This window comes from Agrobacterium sp. GD03872 (assembly GCF_029840625.1).
Lineage (GTDB): Bacteria > Pseudomonadota > Alphaproteobacteria > Rhizobiales > Rhizobiaceae > Agrobacterium > Agrobacterium fabrum_A.
Genome location: NZ_JAOCCY010000005.1, coordinates 360,050 through 380,233, shown reverse-complemented (window position 1 = coordinate 380,233; position 20,184 = coordinate 360,050). Strand labels below are relative to the sequence as shown.

The window sequence follows — 20,184 nt, the reverse complement described above, 5'->3', positions numbered from 1 at the left end:
TATTATATTGTTTCGAGAAAATAGGGCAAACCTGCCGCGAAGGCAGAATCTTCATCCGTTTTCGCAGTGCGCCAGATGTCTTTCTCTTTCTCACGCATCCCAGCAAATAGCCTGCGGGATTGCAATTTGCCGCCACGGCATTTGCCTTACCCTTACATATGGCTGTCAAAGCGCGGGACCGTGCATTAGAAACAGCCTATGAGATACCTGATTACACTGATCGCCGCAGGCCCGTTTGCATGACCAGAACGCCCGTTCCCACAAAACCCGACTTGCCCGAACTTCCCGTCAGCGCCGTTCTGGGCGATATCGCCGATGCACTGGGCCAAACGGGACGTGCAGTTCTTTCCGCTCCTCCCGGCGCGGGCAAGACAACGCTGGTACCGCTTCACCTTCTGCAGCAGGAGTGGCGGGCCGACGGCAAGATCATTCTTCTCGAACCACGCCGGCTCGCCGCCCGCGCCGCGGCCGGGCGCATGGCCGAACTGCTTAACGAAGATATCGGGGACACCATCGGTTATCGCATGCGGCTCGACAACCGTATCTCCTCGAAAACCCGGATAGAAGTGGTGACCGAAGGGGTATTTGCCCGAATGGTTCTGGACGACCCCGAGCTTGCCGGCGTTTCCACGGTGATTTTCGATGAGTTTCATGAGCGTTCACTCGACGGCGACTTCGGATTGGCCCTTGCGCTCGACGTACAGGGTGGATTGCGGGAAGATCTGCGCATTCTCGTCATGTCCGCCACGCTCGATGTCGAACGTATCAGCGCGCTGATGGGTAGCGCGCCAGTCATTCAAAGTCTCGGTCGGACATTTCCGATCGACGTCCGTTATGAGGAGCGATGGCAGGGTGTCCCGGTCGATGAAAAAGTCGCCAGGGTGATTGCGGAAACCCACGCCTCGGAAACGGGTTCCATCCTCGCCTTTTTGCCGGGGCAGGCGGAAATTACCCGCACAGCTGCGCGACTGGAGGGTCGCTTTTTCGACAACACGGATATCATCCCGCTTTACGGCAACCTGTCGCAGAAGGAGCAGGACGCCGCGATCATGCCGGCTCGGGCCGGACGGCGCAAGATCGTGCTGGCCACCTCGATTGCCGAAACATCGATCACCATTGACGGTGTACGCGTGGTGATCGATAGCGGGTTGCAGCGGCTGCCGGTCTTCGAACCGGCGACCGGGATTACCAGGCTGGAGACGGTGCGGGTGTCGCGAGCCTCCGCAGACCAGCGGGCGGGGCGCGCCGGACGAACGGAACCCGGCGTTGCGATCCGGCTGTGGCATCCGGGACAGACAGCGGCGCTCAACGCCTTCACGCCGCCGCAGATTCTGGCGAGCGATCTCGCCGGCCTTGCGCTTGATCTCGCCCATTGGGGTGTTCAAGACCCCTCTTCTCTTGCCTTTCTGGATATGCCCCCCGAAGCCGCACTTAAGGAATCTGTGGCGCTTCTCAAAAATCTCGAGGCTCTCGACAAAAGCGGGGCATTGACACAGCGAGGCCGTCTGATGCGTGGCCTTTCGCTGCCGCCACGGCTGGCGGCGATGGTGATTGCATCAGCAGGCGAAGGCGCGGGAAAGAAGGCGGCGATGCTTGCCGTCATGCTGACGGAACAGGGATTGGGCGGTAGCGACATCGACATCGATGAGCGGCTGCGGCGCTTTTTTTCCGACAGGAGCGAAAGGGCGCAGGCGGCGCGCAAGCTGGCATCGAGGCTGCTCGACGCGGTCCGCACTGGGACAGCGGTCGTGGAGGTTCCGAGCGAGACTGGTCCGCTGCTGCTGCATGCCTATCCCGACAGGATAGCGCTGCAACGCGGCGGGCGCGGACGTTATGTGATGGCGAATGGGCGCGGCGCGGAGATCGCCGAGACGGAGCGGCTGGCGGCAAGCAAGATGCTGGTGGTGGCCGACATTACCGGGCGGGCGGCGCAGCCGCGCATCCTTGCAGCGGCAGGCATCGACAGGAGCGATATAGAAGAGCGGATGCCACACCTGATCGTTCAGCAGGAGCAATTGCTTTTTGACAAGGCAAGCGGCCAGGCGCGGGCGCGGAAGGTGACGCGCCTCGGCGCCATTATCCTCGATGAGACTCCCCTGCCCCGCCCCGACGGCGAACGGGCGGCGCGGGCGCTGGCCAATGGCATTCGTGAATTCGGTATGGGTATCCTATCCTTCTCGAAGGAAACCCTGCAGCTGCGGGACAGGATTGGCTTTCTGAACGCCAGTATCGGTGAACCCTGGCCGAATGTCGGCGATGCGTCATTGCTTTCGCGACTGGACGAATGGTTCGTTCCGTTCCAGCACGGAGCGCGCAGCCTGCAGGACATCCGGCCGGGCAGCCTTTCTGAAGGAATCCTGTCTCTGGTGCCACATGAGGTGGCCCGTGATCTCGGCAGGCTGGCGCCGACACATTTCGAAGCGCCCACGGGCCAGCGGCACCCCATCCGCTACGATGCCAGCGAACCGACACTTTCCATCCGTGTGCAGGAGCTTTTCGGATTAACGGCCCACCCCGCCATTGCGCAGGGGCGCTTGCCGCTGCTCCTGGAATTGACCTCGCCCGCACACCGGCCGATACAGACGACACGCGATCTTCCCGGTTTCTGGGCGGGATCATGGAAGGATGTGCGGGCGGATATGCGCGGACGTTATCCGCGCCACCCGTGGCCGGAGGATCCGGCAGCGGCCCCGCCGACCAGCCGCGCAAAACCGCGCGGGACGTGACGACGATGACAAGGGTAAAGGAGACGAAGGTGGCTGGCCATCCGATCGAAACCACGAGGCTTGGCCGCGCCAGCCGCAGGATAAGGCTGCAGACCATTGTCTGGCTGCGCTGGCTGGCGGTTGCCGGACAGACGGCGACGATCCTCTTCGTTGCTTTTGGATTGAATTTTCCCCTGCCGCTTCTGGCCTGCGGCCTTCTGATTGCGGCACTGGCGCTTGCCAATCTGTTTCTCACCGCCCGCTTTCCCTCGACCTACCGTCTGGAGCCCTGGGAAGCGACATTGCTGCTGGCCTTCGATCTGCTGCAATTGACGGCGCTCATCTATATCACCGGCGGCCTCTCCAATCCTTTCGCGCCGCTGATCTGCGTGCAGGTCATCATTGCGTTCGCTTCGCAGCCGCGGCGGCATTCGCTCATTCTTCTCGGCTTTGCCATTGTCTGCTCGACGGCAATCGCCTTTTCGCCGTTTCCGGTTCCCTGGTATCCCGGCGAGATTTTGCCGATCCAGCTTCTGCTGCATGTCGGCACCTGGGTCGCGATCATCGCCACGACCTCCTTTGCGGCCTTTTACGCCTATCGTGTTTCGCATGAGGCAAACCAGCTGGCGGATGCGCTGGCGGCGACCGAGCTGGTGCTGGAACGGGAAAAACATCTCTCGCAGCTGGACGGGCTGGCGGCCGCCGCCGCGCATGAACTCGGCACGCCGCTTGCGACAATCAGCGTCGTCGCCAAGGAAATGGAGCGGGAACTCGGAAACGACGAAAAATTTGGCGAAGACATCGCGCTTTTGCGCAGCCAGAGCGAAAGATGCCGCGACATTCTGCGCCGCCTCACATCGCTTTCCGCCGATAATGAGGAACATATGCGCCGCCTGCCGCTTTCCTCGCTGATCGAGGAAGTGATGGCGCCGCACCGGGAATTCGGCATCCACCTCGAACTCGTCGAAAAGAACAATCGCGCCGACGAGCCGGTCGGCATCCGCAATGCCGGCATCATCTACGGGCTTGGCAACCTCATCGAAAACGGCGTCGACTACGCACGGGAGAAGGTGACCGTGACGGTGGATTACGATCAGCAGAATGTCGCCGTCATCATCGAAGACGATGGGCCGGGTTATGCTCACGATGTCCTGGCCCGTATCGGTGAACCCTATGTGACCGAACGCCACAACGACACGCGGGCGGGCGGGCTCGGGCTCGGGCTTTTCATCGCCAAGACCCTGCTGGAGCGATCCGGCGCGGCTGTTGTCTTCGAAAACCGGGGGTCTAGCGAAACCGGCGCGCGGGTCACAATCGTCTGGCCTCGGGCGCTTATGGACGATAAAAGAAACCGTTGACTTTACCATTCACGCTGAAGCGGCGATAAGAACAAGAAAACAAAGCCGACGAAGTTGCCGGAAGGCCGGAAACATGAAGACAGAAGACCAGACCCCACCCACCAGCGCAGCGGCTGACGACATCGATCCGATCGGACCCGACAAATCGCTGCTGATCGTCGATGATGACGGCCCGTTTCTGCGCCGGCTTGCGCGGGCGATGGAAACCCGCGGCTTTGCCGTCGATACAGCCGAGACGGTCAGCGAAGGTATTGCCCGCTCAAAAGCCGCACCGCCCAAATATGCGGTCGTTGATCTCAGGCTTACGGATGGCAACGGGCTGGAGGTGATCGAAGCCATCAGGCAGAGCCGGGACGATACACAGATCGTCGTTCTGACCGGTTATGGTAATATCGCAACCGCCGTTACTGCGGTAAAGCTTGGGGCGCTGGATTATCTGGCAAAACCTGCCGATGCGGACGATGTCTTTAACGCGCTGACGCAGCGCAAGGGCGAAAAGACGGAAGTGCCCGAAAACCCGATGTCGGCAGACCGGGTGCGTTGGGAGCATATTCAGCGCGTTTATGAAATGTGCGAGCGAAACGTTTCGGAAACGGCGCGGCGGCTGAACATGCACCGGCGCACATTGCAGCGTATTCTCGCAAAACGCGCGCCGAAGTAGCGGCAGTCACTCTCCGAAGCTGCGCCCGGTCGTCCATTCCGCCAGCATCAACCGGGTCGCAGCGGTTCTGGAGAAATCCAGCATCACCGATTTGCGGGTTGCCGGCGGCAACTTGTGCTCCGGTGCATCGCGCAACATGTGCGCGCCATATCCATCCGACAGGATGAGACCGCACTCCTCCGGGAATATTTCAGTCGGTACTTCCGGATGGGTGGCAAAAAACAGCCGGTCGCAATGCAGGCGATAATCCGGCCATTTGCGATCGACCCGGAAATCCTCGATGGAGGATTTGATCTCGATGATCCAGATTTCACCCTTCGCCGACAGGCTGATTAGATCGGCCCTGCGTCCGCTTGCAAGCGGCAGCTCCGGCAGCACCGAATGGCGCATCTCGTGCAAAAGCACCTGAACGCCGCGGCGCACAAGCATCGCCTTGTCCGACTGGCGGCCGTCTATTAACGGATTATTGTTGGTAACGGAAAGAATAGTCATGGATAAAGGCTGCTGAAGCGTTTGGCCTATTGTTGCAAAAAGGCAATCAACCGGCAATTTTAAATGCCCAACCGTTTCGCGGCGGCGCAACGGCTTGCCAAGAGCGGCTGAATGGAAAATAACCGATTTATCCAATTAAGCCTACTCCTTCGCACAATTTGGCGAATTTTCCGCGAGAACGACATGCGCATCCGTACTTCATTGACCGCACTTGGTCTGACGGCAGCACTGGCTCTGGCCGGCTGCGCTGAAACCACATCCCAATCATCTGGCCAGACATCCGGCAAGGTAGCGGCGTCAGTGCCGGTTGCCGATCCGGTTCCGGCGAAAGTCGAAACGGTCCAGATCTTCAACGATGTATACGGTCCCGTGACCGATGCGGGCTACGCGCTTCCGGCCATTCCGATCAATCGTGTAAACGAGAAGTACCGTCGCCAGATCGTCGAGTTCCAGACATCCGAACGCCCTGGCACGATCATCGTCAATACGCGCGAGCGTTACCTCTATTACATCCTGTCCGGCAACCGCGCCGTACGTTACGGCATCGGCGTCGGCAAGGCGGGTTTCGCCTGGGCCGGTGAAGCCTATGTTGCCTGGAAGCAGGAATGGCCGATGTGGCATCCGCCGAAGGAAATGGCCGACCGCAAGCCGGAAGTGGCGAAATATGTCGAGGCTGGCATGGGTCCGGGCCTTACCAACCCGCTCGGCGCACGCGCCATGTATCTCTTCAACGAAAAGGGACAAGATACGCTGTTCCGCATCCATGGTTCGCCCGAATGGGCCTCGATCGGCACAGCCGCCTCTTCCGGCTGCATCCGCATGATCAACCAGGACGTCATGGACCTTTACAGCCGCGTCCGTCCAGGCCGCAGCTCCAAGGTCGTCGTGATCCAGTAAAGATCAGATACGAGACAATAAAAGCCGCCGAGGATTTCCCGGCGGCTTTTTTGTTTATGGAAAGGCCGGCCTCACGCCGCCTGCTTCGCCTTCAATTCCAGACGGCGGCGGTGCAGAACCGGTTCGGTATAGCCATTCGGCTGTTCACGGCCCTTCAGCACCAGCTCGACAGCCGCCTGAAATGCAACCGATCCATCAAAGTCGGAGGCCATCGGCAGGTATGCCGGATCGCCGGCATTCTGTGTATCGACCACGGCGGCCATGCGCTTCATGGTCTCGACGATCTGTTCCTGCGTCACCACGCCATGGCGCAGCCAGTTCGCCATATGCTGCGCGGAGATGCGCAGCGTGGCGCGGTCTTCCATCAGCCCGATATTGTTGATGTCCGGCACCTTCGAACAACCAACACCCTGATCGACCCAGCGCACGACGTATCCGAGAATGCCCTGCGCGTTGTTGTCGAGTTCGCGCTGGATTTCTTCCGGCGTCCAGTTTGGACGCGGCGCGACCGGCACCGACAGGATATCGGAAAGCTTTGCGCGGCCACGGCTCTTCAACCCCTCCTGCACGGCAGCGACATCGACCTTGTGGTAATGCGTGGCGTGCAGCGTCGCCGCCGTCGGCGACGGCACCCAGGCCGTGTTGGCGCCGGCCTTCGGATGCGCGATCTTCTGCTCCAGCATAGCCGCCATCAGATCCGGCATGGCCCACATGCCCTTGCCGATCTGCGCATGGCCGGAGAGGCCGCATTCGAGACCGATATCGACGTTCCAGTTCTCGTAAGCAGCGATCCATGCCGCCTGCTTCATGTCGCCCTTGCGGATCATCGGACCCGCTTCCATCGAGGTATGTATTTCATCACCGGTACGGTCGAGGAAACCCGTATTGATGAAAACGACGCGATCCTTCGCAGCGCGAATGCTTTCCTTGAGGTTGACCGTGGTGCGGCGTTCCTCATCCATGATGCCCATTTTCATGGTGTTCGGCACCATGCCGACAAGCTTTTCGACCCGGCCGAAGATTTCATTGGCGAAGGCCACTTCCTCCGGTCCGTGCATCTTTGGCTTGACGACATACATCGAACCGGCGCGGGAATTCTGACGCCGCCCGGACGGGCCGACATCATAAAGGGCGATCAGCGCCGTGACGACGGCATCCATGATGCCTTCAGGCACCTCGCGGCCGTCCCTGTCGAGGATCGCCGGATTGGTCATGAGATGACCGACATTGCGCACCAGCATCAGGGAACGGCCGGGCAGCGTGAGCGCAGAACCATTGGGAGCTGTGTAATAACGGTCCGGGTTGAGGCTGCGCGTGAAGGTCTTGCCACCCTTGGAAACCTCTTCCGTCAGGTCGCCGCGCATCAGGCCAAGCCAGTTACCATAGACCAGCACCTTGTCTTCGGCGTCGACGGCGGCAACCGAATCCTCGCAATCCATGATGGTCGTCAGCGCCGATTCGAGAATGACATCGGAGATTCCCGCCTTGTCGCCCTTGCCGATTTCGGTCGTGGGATCGATGACGATTTCGGTGTGCAAACCATTCTTGCCGAGCAGGATCGTTGCAGGCTTTGCCGCTTCGCCGCTGAAACCCTTGAACTGGGCTGCATCCTTAAGGCCGGCCCTGGCGTCACCAATGGCAAGCTGCAGCAGGCCATCCTCGATCTTGAAACCGGTCACATCGGACCAGCTTCCCGCCTCCAGCGGCGCGGATTCATCGAGGAAGTTTCGCGCCCAGGCAATGACCTTTTCACCGCGCTTCGCATTATACCCCCTGCCCTTCTCCGCACCGTCTGCGTCAGAAATAGCATCCGTGCCGTAAAGCGCGTCGTAGAGCGAACCCCAGCGGGCATTGGCCGCATTCAGCGCATAACGTGCATTCATGACAGGCACGACGAGCTGCGGGCCGGCAACGGCGGCGATTTCAGGATCGACATTGCTGGTTTCCACCTTGAAGCCGGAACCTTCCGGCAGCAGATAGCCGATTTCCTTCAAAAAGCCCTCATAGGCATCGAAATCCACCGGCGCGCCATTCTGCCGGTACCAGCCATCCAGCTTTTCCTGCAGGGCGTCACGCTTTGCCAGCAATTCGCGGTTCTTCGGAGAAAGCTCGTGAACAATGGCCGAGAAACCTTCGAAGAACGCCTCATTGTCCAGACCCGTGCCCGGCAGGACGTCATCAGTCAAAAAGGCATATAGCCTGTCATCGATGGAAAGACCGAATTTATTCGTGCGGCTCACATGCGCCTCCTCTATTCTGGAAGCACAGATTGGACGCGGAGACAGGCGCTCGTCAATTGCGGCGGATAGCCAAATATTATTTCCGTTTTGGAAACAATGTGGGCGATAATCGCCTTTTTCTACAAAAGCGCCTGCAAATCCCTGATGCGGTCATTCACCAGCCAGCCGTAATAATTTTCTTCGGGCAGCAGGGGCTGCTCCCCGCCTGCAGCGCGCTGACGGTTCTTCTGGGCGAGAATAGCAGCGCGCTGCTGCGAACCGCCGACATTATAAAGTGTGGAGGTGACGCCCGGGTTCTTCGAAATATCCATGTCGGCAATCGATCTGTAGTCGTCGATCGATTTGCGGATAGAGGCGGCCATGAAGGCCAGCGAACGGTCTGGATCCATGATCGCGGTGTAGACGGCGGTGGCGTCGTTCTCATCCAGCTTCTCGTAACCGGAGGTTCTCGACACCATATCGGACAACATCAGCGCCGTCAGCGGATTGATCTGGCCGAGGCCGAAGGTCTGGCCGGCATAAAAGGGCTGAAAAAATACGGCGCTGAAACGATTGTTGGGATAGGCGACACCATCGACGGTCTTGCCGCGGAAGCTGTCTTCCCAGACGTCCTCCCGACAGTTCCAGAGGCTGTAGGAATCCTTTTTCGACTGGCATTTGGCAAATTGCGAATGCGTCAGAAACTGCGCGATGGTTTCGTCCTTGTAGCCGAAACGGAAGCTGTTGCCGGCATAGGAGGCCGCCTTGACGTAATAGGATTGCAGGCGGTCATAGGCGTCGACATTATAGGTATGCTCGCCAACGATCGCACCGATCATATGGATCGGATCGATGCCGTAGCGCCCGGCTGTCGACTTGATCTTGGCGATCAGCGCCTTGTCTGAGGACAAAAGGTCGAGGACCTTCTGGTATTTTCGCTCGAAAGACGTGTTGGACGCCTTGGTTCTTTTTGCGGAAGCACCGGGAACGCCCGGCTGTTCGGCATTGCGATTGCCTGGCGGAACGACCGTCGCGGCTTCGACGTAAGAAGACGCGGTGACGGCGACCGTCAAAGCAGCGGCGAATGCCAGAAGAGTTTTGCGCACGAGCGAATGCCTTTTCTCAAGCCTGCGGCTTCCGCCAGCGAAATACGCTGGGAAACCGGATCATTCCACTAAAGCGGTTCCAACCGGAATGCAGCCCTTCCCATAAACAAAATGCGGGCTGAATGCGAGACAAGGCGGATAAAATAAAAGAGTGCGGCAAATATGACCGCACTCTTCTTTCTTGGATCCCTGAAATCTTCAGAGAATATAGCGGGACAAATCCGTATCGGCGGCAAGATCGCCGACATGTTTGCGGACATATTCCTGATCGATCTTGACGGCCGAGCCGCCGCGATCCGGCGCATTGAAGGAAATCTCGTCCAGAACACGCTCCATCACCGTCTGCAGACGGCGCGCACCGATATTCTCTACCGACGAATTGAGATGAACGGCCACATCGGCCAGAGCGTCAATCGCATCATCGGTGAAATCGAGGTCGAGTTCTTCCGTCGCCATCAGCGCCTTGTACTGGCGGATAAGGCTTGCTTCCGTCTCCGTCAGGATACGGCGGAAATCCTCCTTGGTCAGCGGCTTCAGCTCAACGCGGATCGGCAGGCGGCCCTGAAGCTCCGGCAGAAGATCCGAAGGCTTCGCCACATGGAAGGCCCCGGATGCAATGAAGAGGACGTGGTCTGTTTTCACCGGTCCATACTTCGTCGAAACCGTCGTGCCTTCGACAAGCGGGAGCAAATCGCGTTGCACACCTTCGCGCGAAACGCCGGCGCCCATGCCGCCGTCGCGAGCGGCGATCTTGTCGATTTCGTCGAGGAAGACGATGCCGTCATTTTCCACCGACTTCACCGCCTCGCGCTGGATCATTTCATTGTCGAGCAGCTTGTCGGATTCATCGCGGATAAGATCGGCATAGGATTTCGATACCGTCGTGCGCACTTTCTTGGTGCGTCCGCCCATGGCCTTGCCGAACATTTCCGACAGGTTGAGAACGCCGATATTGGCGCCTGGCATGCCGGGAATTTCGAAACCGGGCATGCCCGAGCCGCTGTCGGCCACCTCGATGTCGATTTCCTTGTCGTCCAGCTCACCATCGCGCAGCTTCTTGCGGAAGCTTTCACGCGTGCCGGGCGACGCGGTTGCGCCAACCAGCGCATCGAGCACCCGCTCCTCGGCGCTCTGATGCGCCTTGGCCTGTACTTCGGCGCGCTTCTTTTCACGCACGAGGCCGATGCCGATCTCGACCAGATCGCGTATGATCTGTTCGACATCGCGGCCGACATAACCGACTTCGGTGAACTTGGTCGCCTCGACCTTGATAAAGGGTGCACCGGCCAGCTTGGCAAGGCGGCGGGAAATCTCCGTCTTGCCGACACCGGTCGGCCCGATCATGAGAATGTTTTTCGGCATGACTTCATCGCGCAGGCTCTCATCGAGCTGCTGGCGGCGCCAGCGGTTACGCAGCGCAATCGCCACCGCACGTTTGGCCTCATGCTGGCCGATGATGAAGCGGTCGAGTTCCGAGACGATTTCCCGGGGAGAAAAAGTGGTCATTCTATCCTCTCGGCTTTCCTGTTCCGGCCGGCCATTCCGGCCCGGCCCACAGGACCCTTGGGTGAGAAACTAGCTTATTCGGCGTCGAGCGTTTCGACGACGAGATTGTGGTTGGTATAAACGCAGATATCGGCGGCGATATCGAGCGACTGGCGCGCCACCTCTTCCGCCGATTTGTCCGTATCCATCATGGCGCGGGCAGCCGCAAAGGCGTAGTTGCCGCCGGAACCGATGGCGATCGCGCCATGTTCCGGTTCCAGCACATCGCCATTGCCGGTAATGGCGAGCGTGGTGGATTTATCGGCCACCAGCATCATGGCTTCGAGATTGCGCAGATATTTATCCGTGCGCCAGTCTTTCGCAAGTTCCACGGCGGCACGCATGAGCTGGCCCGGATATTGCTCGAGTTTCTTTTCAAGACGGTCGAGCAACGTGAAGGCATCCGCCGTCGCACCGGCAAAACCGGCGATCACTTCGCCCTTGCCGATGCGGCGAACCTTGCGGGCATTACCCTTCATGACCGTCTGGCCAAGGCTTACCTGACCGTCGCCAGCCATGACGACCTTGCCGCCCTTTCTGACTGTAATAATTGTTGTCATCAAACACCTGTCTGCCCTGCCGGGCCTGGGGTTAACGGGCCGGGTTACGGCCCTTTTCAGGTTCTATGTAAGTTTGCTTTTTCCGATTGCAATCTTCGGAACCGCGCCCGATTTTCGGCATGTCAGCCAAGACGATGGAACAACTGGATATTTGTGTCCCGTGCTGATAAGGAACGGCGACATTTTCACGGAGCGGCCAAAATGGCAGAACGTAAAGGCGAGATTATCCGCAAGACCAACGAAACCTCGGTTTCGGTGCGCGTGGATATCGACGGCACCGGCAAATCGAAAATTTCCACCGGCGTGGGATTTTTCGACCATATGCTGGACCAGCTCAGCCGCCATTCGCTGATCGACATGGAGATCGAGGTCAAGGGTGACCTGCATATCGATGACCACCACACCGTGGAAGATACCGGCATCGCCATCGGCCAGGCGATTGCCAAGGCGCTGGGCGACCGGCGCGGCATTACCCGTTATGCCTCGCTCGACCTTGCCATGGACGAGACGATGACCAAGGCTGCCGTCGATATTTCCGGCCGGCCCTTCCTTGTGTGGAACGTCAATTTTTCCGCACCGAAGATCGGCACCTTCGACACGGAGCTGGTGCGCGAGTTCTTTCAGGCGCTGGCCCAGAATGCCGGCATTACGCTGCATATCCTGAACCATTACGGCGCCAACAACCATCATATCGCCGAAACATGCTTCAAGGCCGTTGCCCGCGTTCTTCGCACGGCAACCGAGATCGACCCCCGGCAGGCAGGCCGCGTTCCCTCCACGAAGGGCATGCTGGCCTGACGCCAAAGCTGTCAGGAAGCCCATGACAAGCTATCTCGTTCTGGAAGCCCCCAACGGGCCGGACAGGGACCACAAGACGACCCGCTTCATCGCAGACCGTTTCGTCTGGCTGGCCCTGATTGCGCCCTGGCTTTGGCTCGCCATCAACCGGCTTTGGCTGGCGACGGCGGTGGTTGTCATTGCGCTCATCTTGGCCGGGCGGGTCTCGATATTAGCCGGATTCGAACCAGTCGGACTTCTCTGCGGTTTCGCCATCGGGCTCATCACGGCGCTGGAGGGACGCGATTTTCTCGTCCGGCACCTGATCCGCAAAGGCTGGACGCTGACTACAGTCGTTTCCGCCCCTGATCTTTCGAGCGCCGAAGACATATATTTCTCCGGTCTCTCCGAAAACACCGAGAGGGCGGAACAGCTGTCCCAGCCGGTCTGGACCCCCTCGCCGCAAAAGAGCGGCGACAAAAACTTCGTCAACGATCCCGCCGGATCGTTTCTTTTCGACTTGAATGGAAGGCGCTGACATGCGTGTCGCGATCATCGACTACGGTTCGGGCAACCTGCGTTCGGCCACCAAAGCTTTCGAGCGCGCCGCCCGCGAAGCCGGCATCAATGCAACCATCGACCTGACCGACAAGCCGGATCATGTCGCCTCGGCGGATCGCATCGTCCTGCCTGGTGTCGGCGCCTATGCGGATTGCCGTGCCGGTCTCGATGCCGTTCCCGGCATGCATGAAGCGCTGATCGAAGCCGCGGAGAAAAAAGCCCATCCCTTCCTCGGCATCTGCGTCGGCATGCAGCTGATGTCCTCGCGCGGGCTGGAAAAGACGGTCAGCACTGGGCTCGGCTGGATCGAAGGCGACGTCGTGGAAATGACGCCGTCCGATCCGAGCCTGAAGATTCCGCAGATCGGCTGGAACACGCTGGAAATCCGTCACGCCCACCCGCTGTTCGACGGCATCAAGACCGGTGCGGACGGGTTGCACGCCTATTTCGTGCATTCCTATCATCTTGCGGCCAGGCACTCCACGGATGTCATCGCCACCACCAATTACGGTGGCGCGATGACGGCTTTCGTCGGTCGCGACAATATGGCGGGCGCGCAGTTCCACCCGGAAAAGAGCCAGACGCTCGGCCTTGCCCTGATTTCCAATTTCCTGCGCTGGAAGCCCTGACATGATTCTTTTTCCCGCAATCGACCTTAAAGACGGCCAGTGCGTTCGCCTGAAACTCGGCGATATGGACCAGGCCACCGTTTATAACGAAGACCCCGGCGCACAGGCGAAGGCCTTCGAGGATCAGGGCTTCGAATGGCTGCATGTCGTTGATCTCAACGGCGCCTTCGCGGGCCAGGCAGTCAACGGCGAGGCGGTCGACGCCATTCTGAAAGCTACGAAAAATCCGGTACAGCTTGGCGGCGGCATCCGTACGCTCGATCATATCGAAGCGTGGCTCAGCCGCGGGCTTGCCCGTGTCATTCTCGGCACGGCGGCGGTGCGCGATCCGGTTCTGGTCATCGAAGCCTGCAAGCGTTTCCCCGGTCAAGTCGCCGTCGGCATCGATGCCAAGGGCGGCAAGGTTGCTGTTGAGGGCTGGGCGGAAGCCTCCGAACTCGGCGTCATCGAACTGGCCAAACGTTTCGAAGGTGCCGGTGTCGCGGCCATCATCTACACCGATATCGATCGCGACGGCATTCTGGCCGGCATCAACTGGGCTTCGACGCTGGAACTGGCGGATGCCGTGTCGATCCCGGTCATCGCCTCCGGCGGTCTCGCCTCCATCGACGACATCAAGCGCATGTTGCAGCCGGATGCGGCAAAACTCGAGGGCGCGATTTCCGGCCGCGCGCTTTACGACGGCCGCATCGACCCTGCCGAGGCGCTTGCCCTTATCAAGGCCGCGAAGGAGGTAAACGCATGACCCTCAAAGCCCGCGTTATCCCATGCCTCGATGTGAAGGACGGCCGTGTCGTCAAGGGCGTGAACTTCGTCGACCTGATCGACGCCGGCGATCCCGTCGAGGCGGCAAAAGCCTATGATGCGGCGGGAGCGGACGAACTCTGCTTCCTCGACATCACCGCCTCTTCGGATAATCGCGACACGATCTTCGATGTCGTCTCGCGCACCGCCGATCATTGTTTCATGCCGCTCACCGTCGGCGGCGGAGTTCGCAGCGTCGCTGATATCCGCAAGCTGCTTCTTTGCGGTGCGGACAAGGTCTCGATCAATTCCGCCGCCGTCAAGGATCCCGATTTTGTGGCGCAGGCGGCCGACAAGTTCGGCAACCAGTGCATCGTCGTCTCCATCGACGCCAAACGCGTTTCGAAGGATGGAGAAGCCGGCCGCTGGGAAATCTTCACCCATGGCGGCCGCCAGCCGACCGGTATCGACGCCGTTGAATTCGCCATCAAAATGGTCGAACGCGGCGCCGGCGAATTGCTTGTCACCTCGATGGATCGCGACGGCACCAAGAGCGGTTACGATATCGGCCTGACGCGCAGCATTGCCGATCAGGTTCGCGTGCCCGTCATCGCCTCGGGCGGCGTCGGCACGCTGGACGATCTGGTGGCGGGCGTGCGTGATGGCCACGCAACTGCGGTGCTTGCCGCCTCCATCTTCCACTTCGGCACCTATTCGATCGGGCAAGCCAAGAACTACATGGCCGAGCATGGCATCGCCATGCGTCTCGACTGATTGCAGGAACTTCTCATGAGCGCATTTTCCCTTTCCGATCTGGAACGCATCGTCGCGACCCGCGCCGCTGCCTCTCCTGACGAATCCTGGACGGCCAAGCTGGTTGCTGCCGGCCAGGAACGCGCGGCGAAAAAACTGGGCGAAGAAGCGGTGGAAACCGTTATCGCGGCCATCGCGAAAGACCGCGACGGGCTGAAGAACGAAGCCGCCGACCTGCTTTACCATCTGCTGGTGGTGCTGAAGATCGCCGACATTCCCTTGAGCGATGTTTTTGCCGAACTGGAGCGCCGGACGGGCCAGACCGGCCTTGCGGAAAAAGCATCGAGGCCGACATCATGAATGTCACGGCAGGCAGCGGGGAGAGAGGCATGCCAGGCACACTCGATCATTTCCGTCCGGACGAATATTCGCCCTACCACTTCTTCAGTTCGGAAGAATGGGCGAAATTTCGCGCCGATACACCGCTGACGCTTTCCGCCGACGAGGTCAAACGTCTGCGCTCGCTGGATGACCCGATCGATCTGGATGAAGTGCGGCGCATCTACCTGTCGCTGTCGCGCCTCCTGTCATCGCATGTGGAGGCGTCGCAGCTGCTGTTCGAACAGCGCAACCGCTTCCTCAACATGGCTGACGTCAACAAGACGCCCTTCGTCATCGGCATCGCCGGTTCGGTGGCGGTTGGAAAATCGACGACGGCGCGTATCCTGAAGGAGCTTCTGGCGCGCTGGCCCTCCAGCCCCAAGGTCGATCTCATTACCACTGACGGTTTTCTTTACCCGAATGAAGTGCTGCGGCGGGAAAACCTGATGGAGCGCAAGGGTTTTCCGGAAAGTTACGATATCGGCGCGCTGCTGCGTTTCCTGTCGGCGATCAAGGCGGGCCAGCCGAATGTCAAGGCGCCGCGTTATTCGCACCTGACCTATGACGTTTTACCGAACGAGTTCACTGTCATCGACCAGCCGGACATCCTGATTTTCGAAGGCATCAACGTGCTGCAGTCGCGTGACCTGCCGGCGGGTGGGCGGATTGTGCCGATCGTTTCAGACTTCTTCGATTTCTCGATCTATATCGATGCCGATGAGGATTTCATTCACAACTGGTATGTGAACCGGTTCATGAATCTGAGGAAGACCGCCTTCCGCGATCCCAATTCATTCTTCAACCGTTATGCCTCGATCAGTGAAGAAGCGGCGCTGAGCATCGCCGAAGGTCTCTGGCAAAATATTAACCTGAAGAACCTGCGTCAGAACATCGTGCCAACGCGCCCACGTGCCGACCTTATCCTGCGCAAGGGCAAGAACCACCTGATCGACACGGTGGCGCTTCGCAAATTGTAAAAGATGCCGCATGAGGCGGCATCTTTCATTGCAGCGGTTATGATCCGTTATTACGCAAGCTCGGGAATACGCAGAACCTGACCGGGATAAATCTTGTCGGGGTGGGTCAGCATCGGCTTGTTGGCTTCGAAGATGATGTTGTTCTTCGCGCCATTGGCCTTGCCGTACTGGGCTTCCGCGATCTTCCAGAGATTGTCGCCCTTCTTGACGGTATAGAAGACAGGTTCCTTCGCCGGCGCTTCCGCCACTTTCAGCTCGCCGGCCTCGACCTTGGAAATGCCGAGCGTATTGCCGACCGCGATGACCGCCTTTTCGAAAACCGACTGATCGGCCACTTCGCCCTTCAGAACGACCTTGTCGTCCACCACCTCGACCTGAACCTTGTCCGTGCCGAGATCGTGGGAAGCGAGTTCCTTCTTGACCGCTTCGACATCCGGGGCGTCATCGCCGCCGATACCAAGCTTCTTTCCCGCTTCCTTGATGAAATTGAACAGACCCATAGCACCCTCCTTGGTTGTAGGGAGGATTAGCAGACGATATTTGAAGCTCTATGACAAGGGCGAAACATTTGTCCCCTATTCGCCCGAGGGCTTGCCGCGCATTTTCTTGATATCGGAGCGACCGGACTTCGCCTTGAGGCGGCGCTCCACGGACCCCTTTGTTGGCTTGGTGGCCTTGCGCACCGGCGGCGGAGGGGCGGCAGCTTCGAGGACCAGTTCCTTCAGCCTTTCGCGCGCGTCTTCGCGATTGCGTTCCTGGCTGCGAAACCGGCTCGCTTCGATCATCAGCACGCCGTCTTTCGACACGCGCCTGCCACCAAGACGGATCGCATTGGTCTTTACCCGGTCCGGCAGAGAAGGCGAATTGGCAATGTCGAAAAACAGCTGAACCGCCGTCGAGACCTTGTTGACGTTCTGGCCGCCCGGCCCGCCGGCCAGCACGAATTGCTCCGTCAGCTCCCAGCCGGCGATGGTGATACGGTTGCTGATGTAAAGCGGGTCGCTGGCCATGATCTTTCTCCGCGCCGGTGATGCCATAGAACGCAAAAAATGAAAACAGCCGACAGAATGAAAGAACCCGGCACAAGGCCGGGTCCCCTCCTCCTCATAAATGAGGTTCTATTCATTCCGCCGCGAGCAGCGGACCCGGTGCGGCATCGCGAACCTTGCTGTCGACGTGGTCTTCGAACTTGGTGAAGTTCGTGACGAACATCGACACCAGCTTCTTCGCCTGCGCGTCGTAAGCTGCGCCATCGGCCCAGGTCGAACGCGGATCGAGGATCGCGCTGTCGACGCCGTCAAGCGACAGCGGCACGGCGAAACCGAAATTCGCGTCGGTGCGGAATTCCGCATTCTTCAGGTCGCCGGTCAGTGCGGCGGTCAGAAGCGCGCGGGTTGCCTTGATGGGCATGCGCTTGCCGATGCCGTAAGCGCCACCCGTCCAGCCGGTGTTGACCAGCCAGCAATCAACGCCATGCTTGCCGATCAGCTCACGCAGCAGGTTGCCGTATTCCGCCGGGTGGCGCGGCATGAAGGGCGCGCCGAAACAGGTGGAGAAGGTGGCTTCCGGTTCCGTTACACCTTTTTCCGTGCCGGCAACCTTTGCGGTGTAACCGGAGAGGAAGTGGTACATGGCCTGTTCCGGGGTCAGCCGGGCGATCGGCGGCAGCACGCCGAAGGCATCCGCCGTCAGCATGATGATCGTCTTCGGATGACCGGCAATGCCCGTTTCCGATGCATTCGGAATGAAGTGCAGCGGATAGGCGCTGCGGGTGTTTTCCGTCAGCGAGTTGTCGTTGAAATCAGGAACGCGGTTTTCGTCCAGCACCACGTTTTCGAGAACGGTGCCGAAACGGCGGGTCGCGGCGTAGATTTCCGGCTCCGCTTCGGCCGAAAGCTTGATCGCCTTGGCGTAGCAGCCGCCTTCGAAGTTGAAGATACCGTGCTCGCCCCAGCCATGCTCGTCATCGCCGATCAGCGTGCGCGAAGGATCGGCCGAAAGCGTGGTCTTGCCGGTGCCGGAGAGGCCGAAGAACACCGCGGAGTCACCCTCAGGACCGACATTGGCCGAGCAATGCATCGGCATGACGCCCTTGGCCGGCAGGAGATAATTCAGGGCCGTGAAGACGGACTTCTTGTTTTCGCCGGCATAGGAGGTGCCGCAGATGAGGATGAGACCATTGGTGAGGTCGCAGGCGATGACCGTTTCCGTACGCACGCCGTGACGGACCGGATCGGCCTTGAAGCTCGGCAGGTTGATGATGGTCAGCTTCTGCTTGAAGCCCGCCAGCTTTTCCTGCTTCGGCCGGATCAGCAGATTGCGGATGAACAGCGAATGCCAGGCAAGCTCGGTGACGACGCGTGTCGGCAGAGCGTTTTCCTCATCGGCGCCGCCGATCAGATCCTGCACGTAAAGTGTCTTACCGGCGGCATGGGCCAGCATGTCCTTGCGCAGCAGTTCGAAGTTTTCCGGCGAAAGCGGCTTGTTATTATCCCACCAGATGGTGTTCTCGGTGGAGGCGTCGCGGACGACGAATTTGTCCTTCGGAGAACGACCCGTATGCTGGCCGGTGACAGCGCGCAGCGCGCCATCGATGGTCAGTTCGGCCTCGCCGTTGCGGATCGCTTCTTCGTATAATTCGCTCTCGTTGAGGTTATAAAAGACGCGGGAGGCCTCGCCCAGTCCGAGTTCCGCAACTCCATTGGCAGGATTATGAACCCCAAGCTCGTTCATGACGCGTTCCTTGTTAATGACGATAAGGACGTTGAAATTTCCTCGGAAAATACGTGGCAGCTTTTAGAAACGCAAGAGCCGAACTTTAAAAAACTTAGCAATTTCAATATATTAATCGATTTAAAAGATTTTATTTCTTTTTAAATCGGTTGAAGGCGCATTAAAATCCAGCTGCGGCCTTTTCGCAAAATCCGCTCCCGGCTGACCGGTGATTTCGGAGCGAGTTTTCCTTTGCCACAATTTGTTCCACCTTTATACTCAAGAGAGTGGCTCGCGGCGCACAACCTTGGCTGGGTGAATGTCGGGAGTTACGAGAAAATGACGATGGAGACCAACTACATGCAGACGATCGCGCTTGTCGACGATGACCGGAATATTCTGACTTCGGTATCGATCGCGCTCGAAGCCGAAGGCTACCGGGTCGAAACGTATACGGACGGCGCTTCCGCGCTTGACGGGTTGATCGCCCGTCCGCCGCAGCTCGCCATTTTCGATATTAAGATGCCACGCATGGACGGCATGGAGCTTTTGCGGCGTCTTCGCCAGAAGTCGGACCTGCCGGTGATCTTCCTCACCTCCAAGGATGAAGAGATCGACGAATTGTTCGGCCTGAAGATGGGCGCGGACGACTTCATCACGAAACCCTTCTCGCAGCGCCTTCTGGTGGAACGCGTCAAGGCCATCCTGCGCCGCGCCAGCAGCCGTGAGGCGTCCGCCGCAACCGGCAGCGTGCTGAAGCCGACCGCCGATCAGCAGGCGCGCACGCTCGAACGCGGGCAGCTCGCCATGGACCAGGAACGCCACACCTGCACCTGGAAGGGTGAGCCGGTGACGCTGACGGTCACCGAATTCCTCATCCTGCATTCGCTGGCGCAGCGGCCGGGCGTGGTGAAAAGCCGCGACGCGCTGATGGACGCCGCCTATGACGAACAGGTCTATGTGGACGACCGCACCATCGACAGTCACATCAAGCGCCTTCGCAAGAAGTTCAAACTGGTCGATGGCGACTTCGATATGATTGAAACGCTTTATGGCGTAGGATATCGCTTCCGCGAAGCGGCTTGAACAAGCCGACTCGCGCAGAAG

20 protein-coding genes are annotated in these 20,184 nt (G+C 59.4%); 12 read left to right on the top strand and 8 right to left on the bottom strand.

Annotation, left to right across the window (positions count from 1 at the left end; all coding sequences use genetic code 11):
• Window positions 1-239 precede the first annotated feature (239 nt).
• The 3 genes from hrpB (at window position 240) to N5D22_RS15590 (ending at window position 4,724) form a co-directional block, all read left to right on the top strand.
• Complete coding sequence (gene hrpB, locus N5D22_RS15600) at window positions 240-2,726, top strand: ATP-dependent helicase HrpB (RefSeq protein ID WP_279656428.1); 2,487 nt, start codon at window positions 240-242, stop codon at window positions 2,724-2,726.
• A gap of 29 nt (window positions 2,727-2,755) precedes the next feature.
• Window positions 2,756-4,063 (top strand): two-component system sensor histidine kinase ActS, encoded by a 1,308-nt coding sequence (actS, locus tag N5D22_RS15595; protein ID WP_279656748.1) that lies wholly within the window; start codon window positions 2,756-2,758, stop codon window positions 4,061-4,063.
• 73 nt (window positions 4,064-4,136) lie between these two features.
• Window positions 4,137-4,724, top strand: a complete 588-nt coding sequence (locus tag N5D22_RS15590) for an ActR/PrrA/RegA family redox response regulator transcription factor (RefSeq protein WP_279656429.1) — start codon at window positions 4,137-4,139, stop codon at window positions 4,722-4,724.
• 6 nt (window positions 4,725-4,730) lie between these two features.
• On the opposite strand, the gene N5D22_RS15585 is transcribed toward N5D22_RS15590, so the two are convergent.
• Complete coding sequence (locus tag N5D22_RS15585; RefSeq protein WP_035222151.1) at window positions 4,731-5,216, bottom strand: MmcB family DNA repair protein; 486 nt, start codon at window positions 5,214-5,216, stop codon at window positions 4,731-4,733.
• 183 nt (window positions 5,217-5,399) lie between these two features.
• On the opposite strand from N5D22_RS15585, the gene N5D22_RS15580 reads away from it, so the two are divergent.
• Complete coding sequence (locus tag N5D22_RS15580) at window positions 5,400-6,113, top strand: L,D-transpeptidase (protein ID WP_279656430.1); 714 nt, start codon at window positions 5,400-5,402, stop codon at window positions 6,111-6,113.
• A gap of 71 nt (window positions 6,114-6,184) precedes the next feature.
• On the opposite strand, the gene N5D22_RS15575 is transcribed toward N5D22_RS15580, so the two are convergent.
• From N5D22_RS15575 to hslV, 4 genes are all read right to left on the bottom strand, one after another.
• Window positions 6,185-8,353, bottom strand: a complete 2,169-nt coding sequence (locus tag N5D22_RS15575) for a malate synthase G (RefSeq protein ID WP_279656431.1) — start codon at window positions 8,351-8,353, stop codon at window positions 6,185-6,187.
• Between the two features lie 119 nt (window positions 8,354-8,472).
• Window positions 8,473-9,438, bottom strand: a complete 966-nt coding sequence (locus N5D22_RS15570; protein WP_279656432.1) for a DUF1402 family protein — start codon at window positions 9,436-9,438, stop codon at window positions 8,473-8,475.
• Window positions 9,439-9,636: 198 nt separating this feature from the next.
• Entirely contained in the window at window positions 9,637-10,944 is a 1,308-nt protein-coding gene (gene hslU, locus N5D22_RS15565) for an ATP-dependent protease ATPase subunit HslU (protein ID WP_003521199.1), read from the bottom strand.
• A gap of 74 nt (window positions 10,945-11,018) precedes the next feature.
• Window positions 11,019-11,543 (bottom strand): ATP-dependent protease subunit HslV, encoded by a 525-nt coding sequence (gene hslV, locus N5D22_RS15560; protein WP_003521197.1) that lies wholly within the window; start codon window positions 11,541-11,543, stop codon window positions 11,019-11,021.
• Window positions 11,544-11,744: 201 nt separating this feature from the next.
• Here hslV and hisB point away from each other — a divergent pair, with 201 nt between their 5' ends.
• Genes hisB through coaA form a run of 7 tightly spaced genes read left to right on the top strand, consistent with a single transcriptional unit; the run spans window position 11,745 to window position 16,365 of the window.
• Window positions 11,745-12,341, top strand: a complete 597-nt coding sequence (gene hisB / locus N5D22_RS15555) for an imidazoleglycerol-phosphate dehydratase HisB (protein ID WP_279656433.1) — start codon at window positions 11,745-11,747, stop codon at window positions 12,339-12,341.
• Between the two features lie 22 nt (window positions 12,342-12,363).
• Window positions 12,364-12,858: a DUF2628 domain-containing protein gene (locus N5D22_RS15550; RefSeq protein ID WP_279656434.1), complete on the top strand. Its 495-nt coding sequence runs from the start codon at window positions 12,364-12,366 to the stop codon at window positions 12,856-12,858.
• A gap of 1 nt (window position 12,859) precedes the next feature.
• The gene (gene hisH / locus N5D22_RS15545; RefSeq protein ID WP_279656435.1) at window positions 12,860-13,510 is read left to right on the top strand and encodes an imidazole glycerol phosphate synthase subunit HisH; all 651 of its coding nucleotides are present in this window, start codon (window positions 12,860-12,862) and stop codon (window positions 13,508-13,510) included.
• Between the two features lies 1 nt (window position 13,511).
• Window positions 13,512-14,255: a 1-(5-phosphoribosyl)-5-[(5-phosphoribosylamino)methylideneamino]imidazole-4-carboxamide isomerase gene (gene hisA / locus N5D22_RS15540; protein WP_279656436.1), complete on the top strand. Its 744-nt coding sequence runs from the start codon at window positions 13,512-13,514 to the stop codon at window positions 14,253-14,255.
• Window positions 14,252-15,028 (top strand): imidazole glycerol phosphate synthase subunit HisF, encoded by a 777-nt coding sequence (gene hisF, locus N5D22_RS15535; protein WP_279656437.1) that lies wholly within the window; start codon window positions 14,252-14,254, stop codon window positions 15,026-15,028. The genes hisA and hisF overlap by 4 nt, the downstream gene beginning before the upstream one ends.
• Before the next feature lie 15 nt (window positions 15,029-15,043).
• Window positions 15,044-15,367, top strand: a complete 324-nt coding sequence (locus N5D22_RS15530; protein WP_279656438.1) for a phosphoribosyl-ATP diphosphatase — start codon at window positions 15,044-15,046, stop codon at window positions 15,365-15,367.
• A complete protein-coding gene (gene coaA, locus N5D22_RS15525; protein WP_279656439.1) occupies window positions 15,364-16,365 on the top strand; it encodes a type I pantothenate kinase in 1,002 nt (333 codons plus the stop codon). Before N5D22_RS15530 ends, coaA begins: the two co-directional genes overlap by 4 nt.
• A 50-nt stretch (window positions 16,366-16,415) precedes the next feature.
• Here coaA and lysM read toward each other — a convergent pair whose 3' ends face one another.
• The 3 genes from lysM to N5D22_RS15510 form a co-directional block, all read right to left on the bottom strand.
• On the bottom strand, window positions 16,416-16,865 hold the full coding sequence (gene lysM, locus N5D22_RS15520) for a peptidoglycan-binding protein LysM (protein WP_279656440.1): 450 nt from the start codon (window positions 16,863-16,865) through the stop codon (window positions 16,416-16,418).
• 75 nt (window positions 16,866-16,940) lie between these two features.
• Entirely contained in the window at window positions 16,941-17,375 is a 435-nt protein-coding gene (gene arfB / locus N5D22_RS15515; RefSeq protein WP_279656441.1) for an alternative ribosome rescue aminoacyl-tRNA hydrolase ArfB, read from the bottom strand.
• 112 nt (window positions 17,376-17,487) lie between these two features.
• Entirely contained in the window at window positions 17,488-19,098 is a 1,611-nt protein-coding gene (locus N5D22_RS15510) for a phosphoenolpyruvate carboxykinase (protein WP_279656442.1), read from the bottom strand.
• Window positions 19,099-19,437: 339 nt separating this feature from the next.
• Between N5D22_RS15510 and chvI the strand changes: the two genes are divergently transcribed.
• A complete protein-coding gene (gene chvI, locus N5D22_RS15505) occupies window positions 19,438-20,163 on the top strand; it encodes a two-component system response regulator ChvI (protein WP_003505377.1) in 726 nt (241 codons plus the stop codon).
• Window positions 20,164-20,184: the final 21 nt, after the last annotated feature.

Bases quoted from the DNA above. Each gene is read 5' to 3' on its own strand.
- arfB (WP_279656441.1), bottom strand. From the start codon at position 17,375: ATGGCCAGCGACCCGCTTTACATCAGCAACCGTATCACCATCGCCGGC.
- N5D22_RS15550 (WP_279656434.1), top strand. From the start codon at position 12,364: ATGACAAGCTATCTCGTTCTGGAAGCCCCCAACGGGCCGGACAGGGAC.
- hisA (WP_279656436.1), top strand. From the start codon at position 13,512: ATGATTCTTTTTCCCGCAATCGACCTTAAAGACGGCCAGTGCGTTCGC.
- N5D22_RS15530 (WP_279656438.1), top strand. From the start codon at position 15,044: ATGAGCGCATTTTCCCTTTCCGATCTGGAACGCATCGTCGCGACCCGC.
- chvI (WP_003505377.1), top strand. From the start codon at position 19,438: ATGCAGACGATCGCGCTTGTCGACGATGACCGGAATATTCTGACTTCG.
- hslV (WP_003521197.1), bottom strand. From the start codon at position 11,543: ATGACAACAATTATTACAGTCAGAAAGGGCGGCAAGGTCGTCATGGCT.
- hslU (WP_003521199.1), bottom strand. From the start codon at position 10,944: ATGACCACTTTTTCTCCCCGGGAAATCGTCTCGGAACTCGACCGCTTC.
- N5D22_RS15590 (WP_279656429.1), top strand. From the start codon at position 4,137: ATGAAGACAGAAGACCAGACCCCACCCACCAGCGCAGCGGCTGACGAC.
- lysM (WP_279656440.1), bottom strand. From the start codon at position 16,865: ATGGGTCTGTTCAATTTCATCAAGGAAGCGGGAAAGAAGCTTGGTATC.
- hisH (WP_279656435.1), top strand. From the start codon at position 12,860: ATGCGTGTCGCGATCATCGACTACGGTTCGGGCAACCTGCGTTCGGCC.
- N5D22_RS15510 (WP_279656442.1), bottom strand. From the start codon at position 19,098: ATGAACGAGCTTGGGGTTCATAATCCTGCCAATGGAGTTGCGGAACTC.
- N5D22_RS15585 (WP_035222151.1), bottom strand. From the start codon at position 5,216: ATGACTATTCTTTCCGTTACCAACAATAATCCGTTAATAGACGGCCGC.
- hisF (WP_279656437.1), top strand. From the start codon at position 14,252: ATGACCCTCAAAGCCCGCGTTATCCCATGCCTCGATGTGAAGGACGGC.
- coaA (WP_279656439.1), top strand. From the start codon at position 15,364: ATGAATGTCACGGCAGGCAGCGGGGAGAGAGGCATGCCAGGCACACTC.
- hisB (WP_279656433.1), top strand. From the start codon at position 11,745: ATGGCAGAACGTAAAGGCGAGATTATCCGCAAGACCAACGAAACCTCG.
- N5D22_RS15580 (WP_279656430.1), top strand. From the start codon at position 5,400: ATGCGCATCCGTACTTCATTGACCGCACTTGGTCTGACGGCAGCACTG.
- hrpB (WP_279656428.1), top strand. From the start codon at position 240: ATGACCAGAACGCCCGTTCCCACAAAACCCGACTTGCCCGAACTTCCC.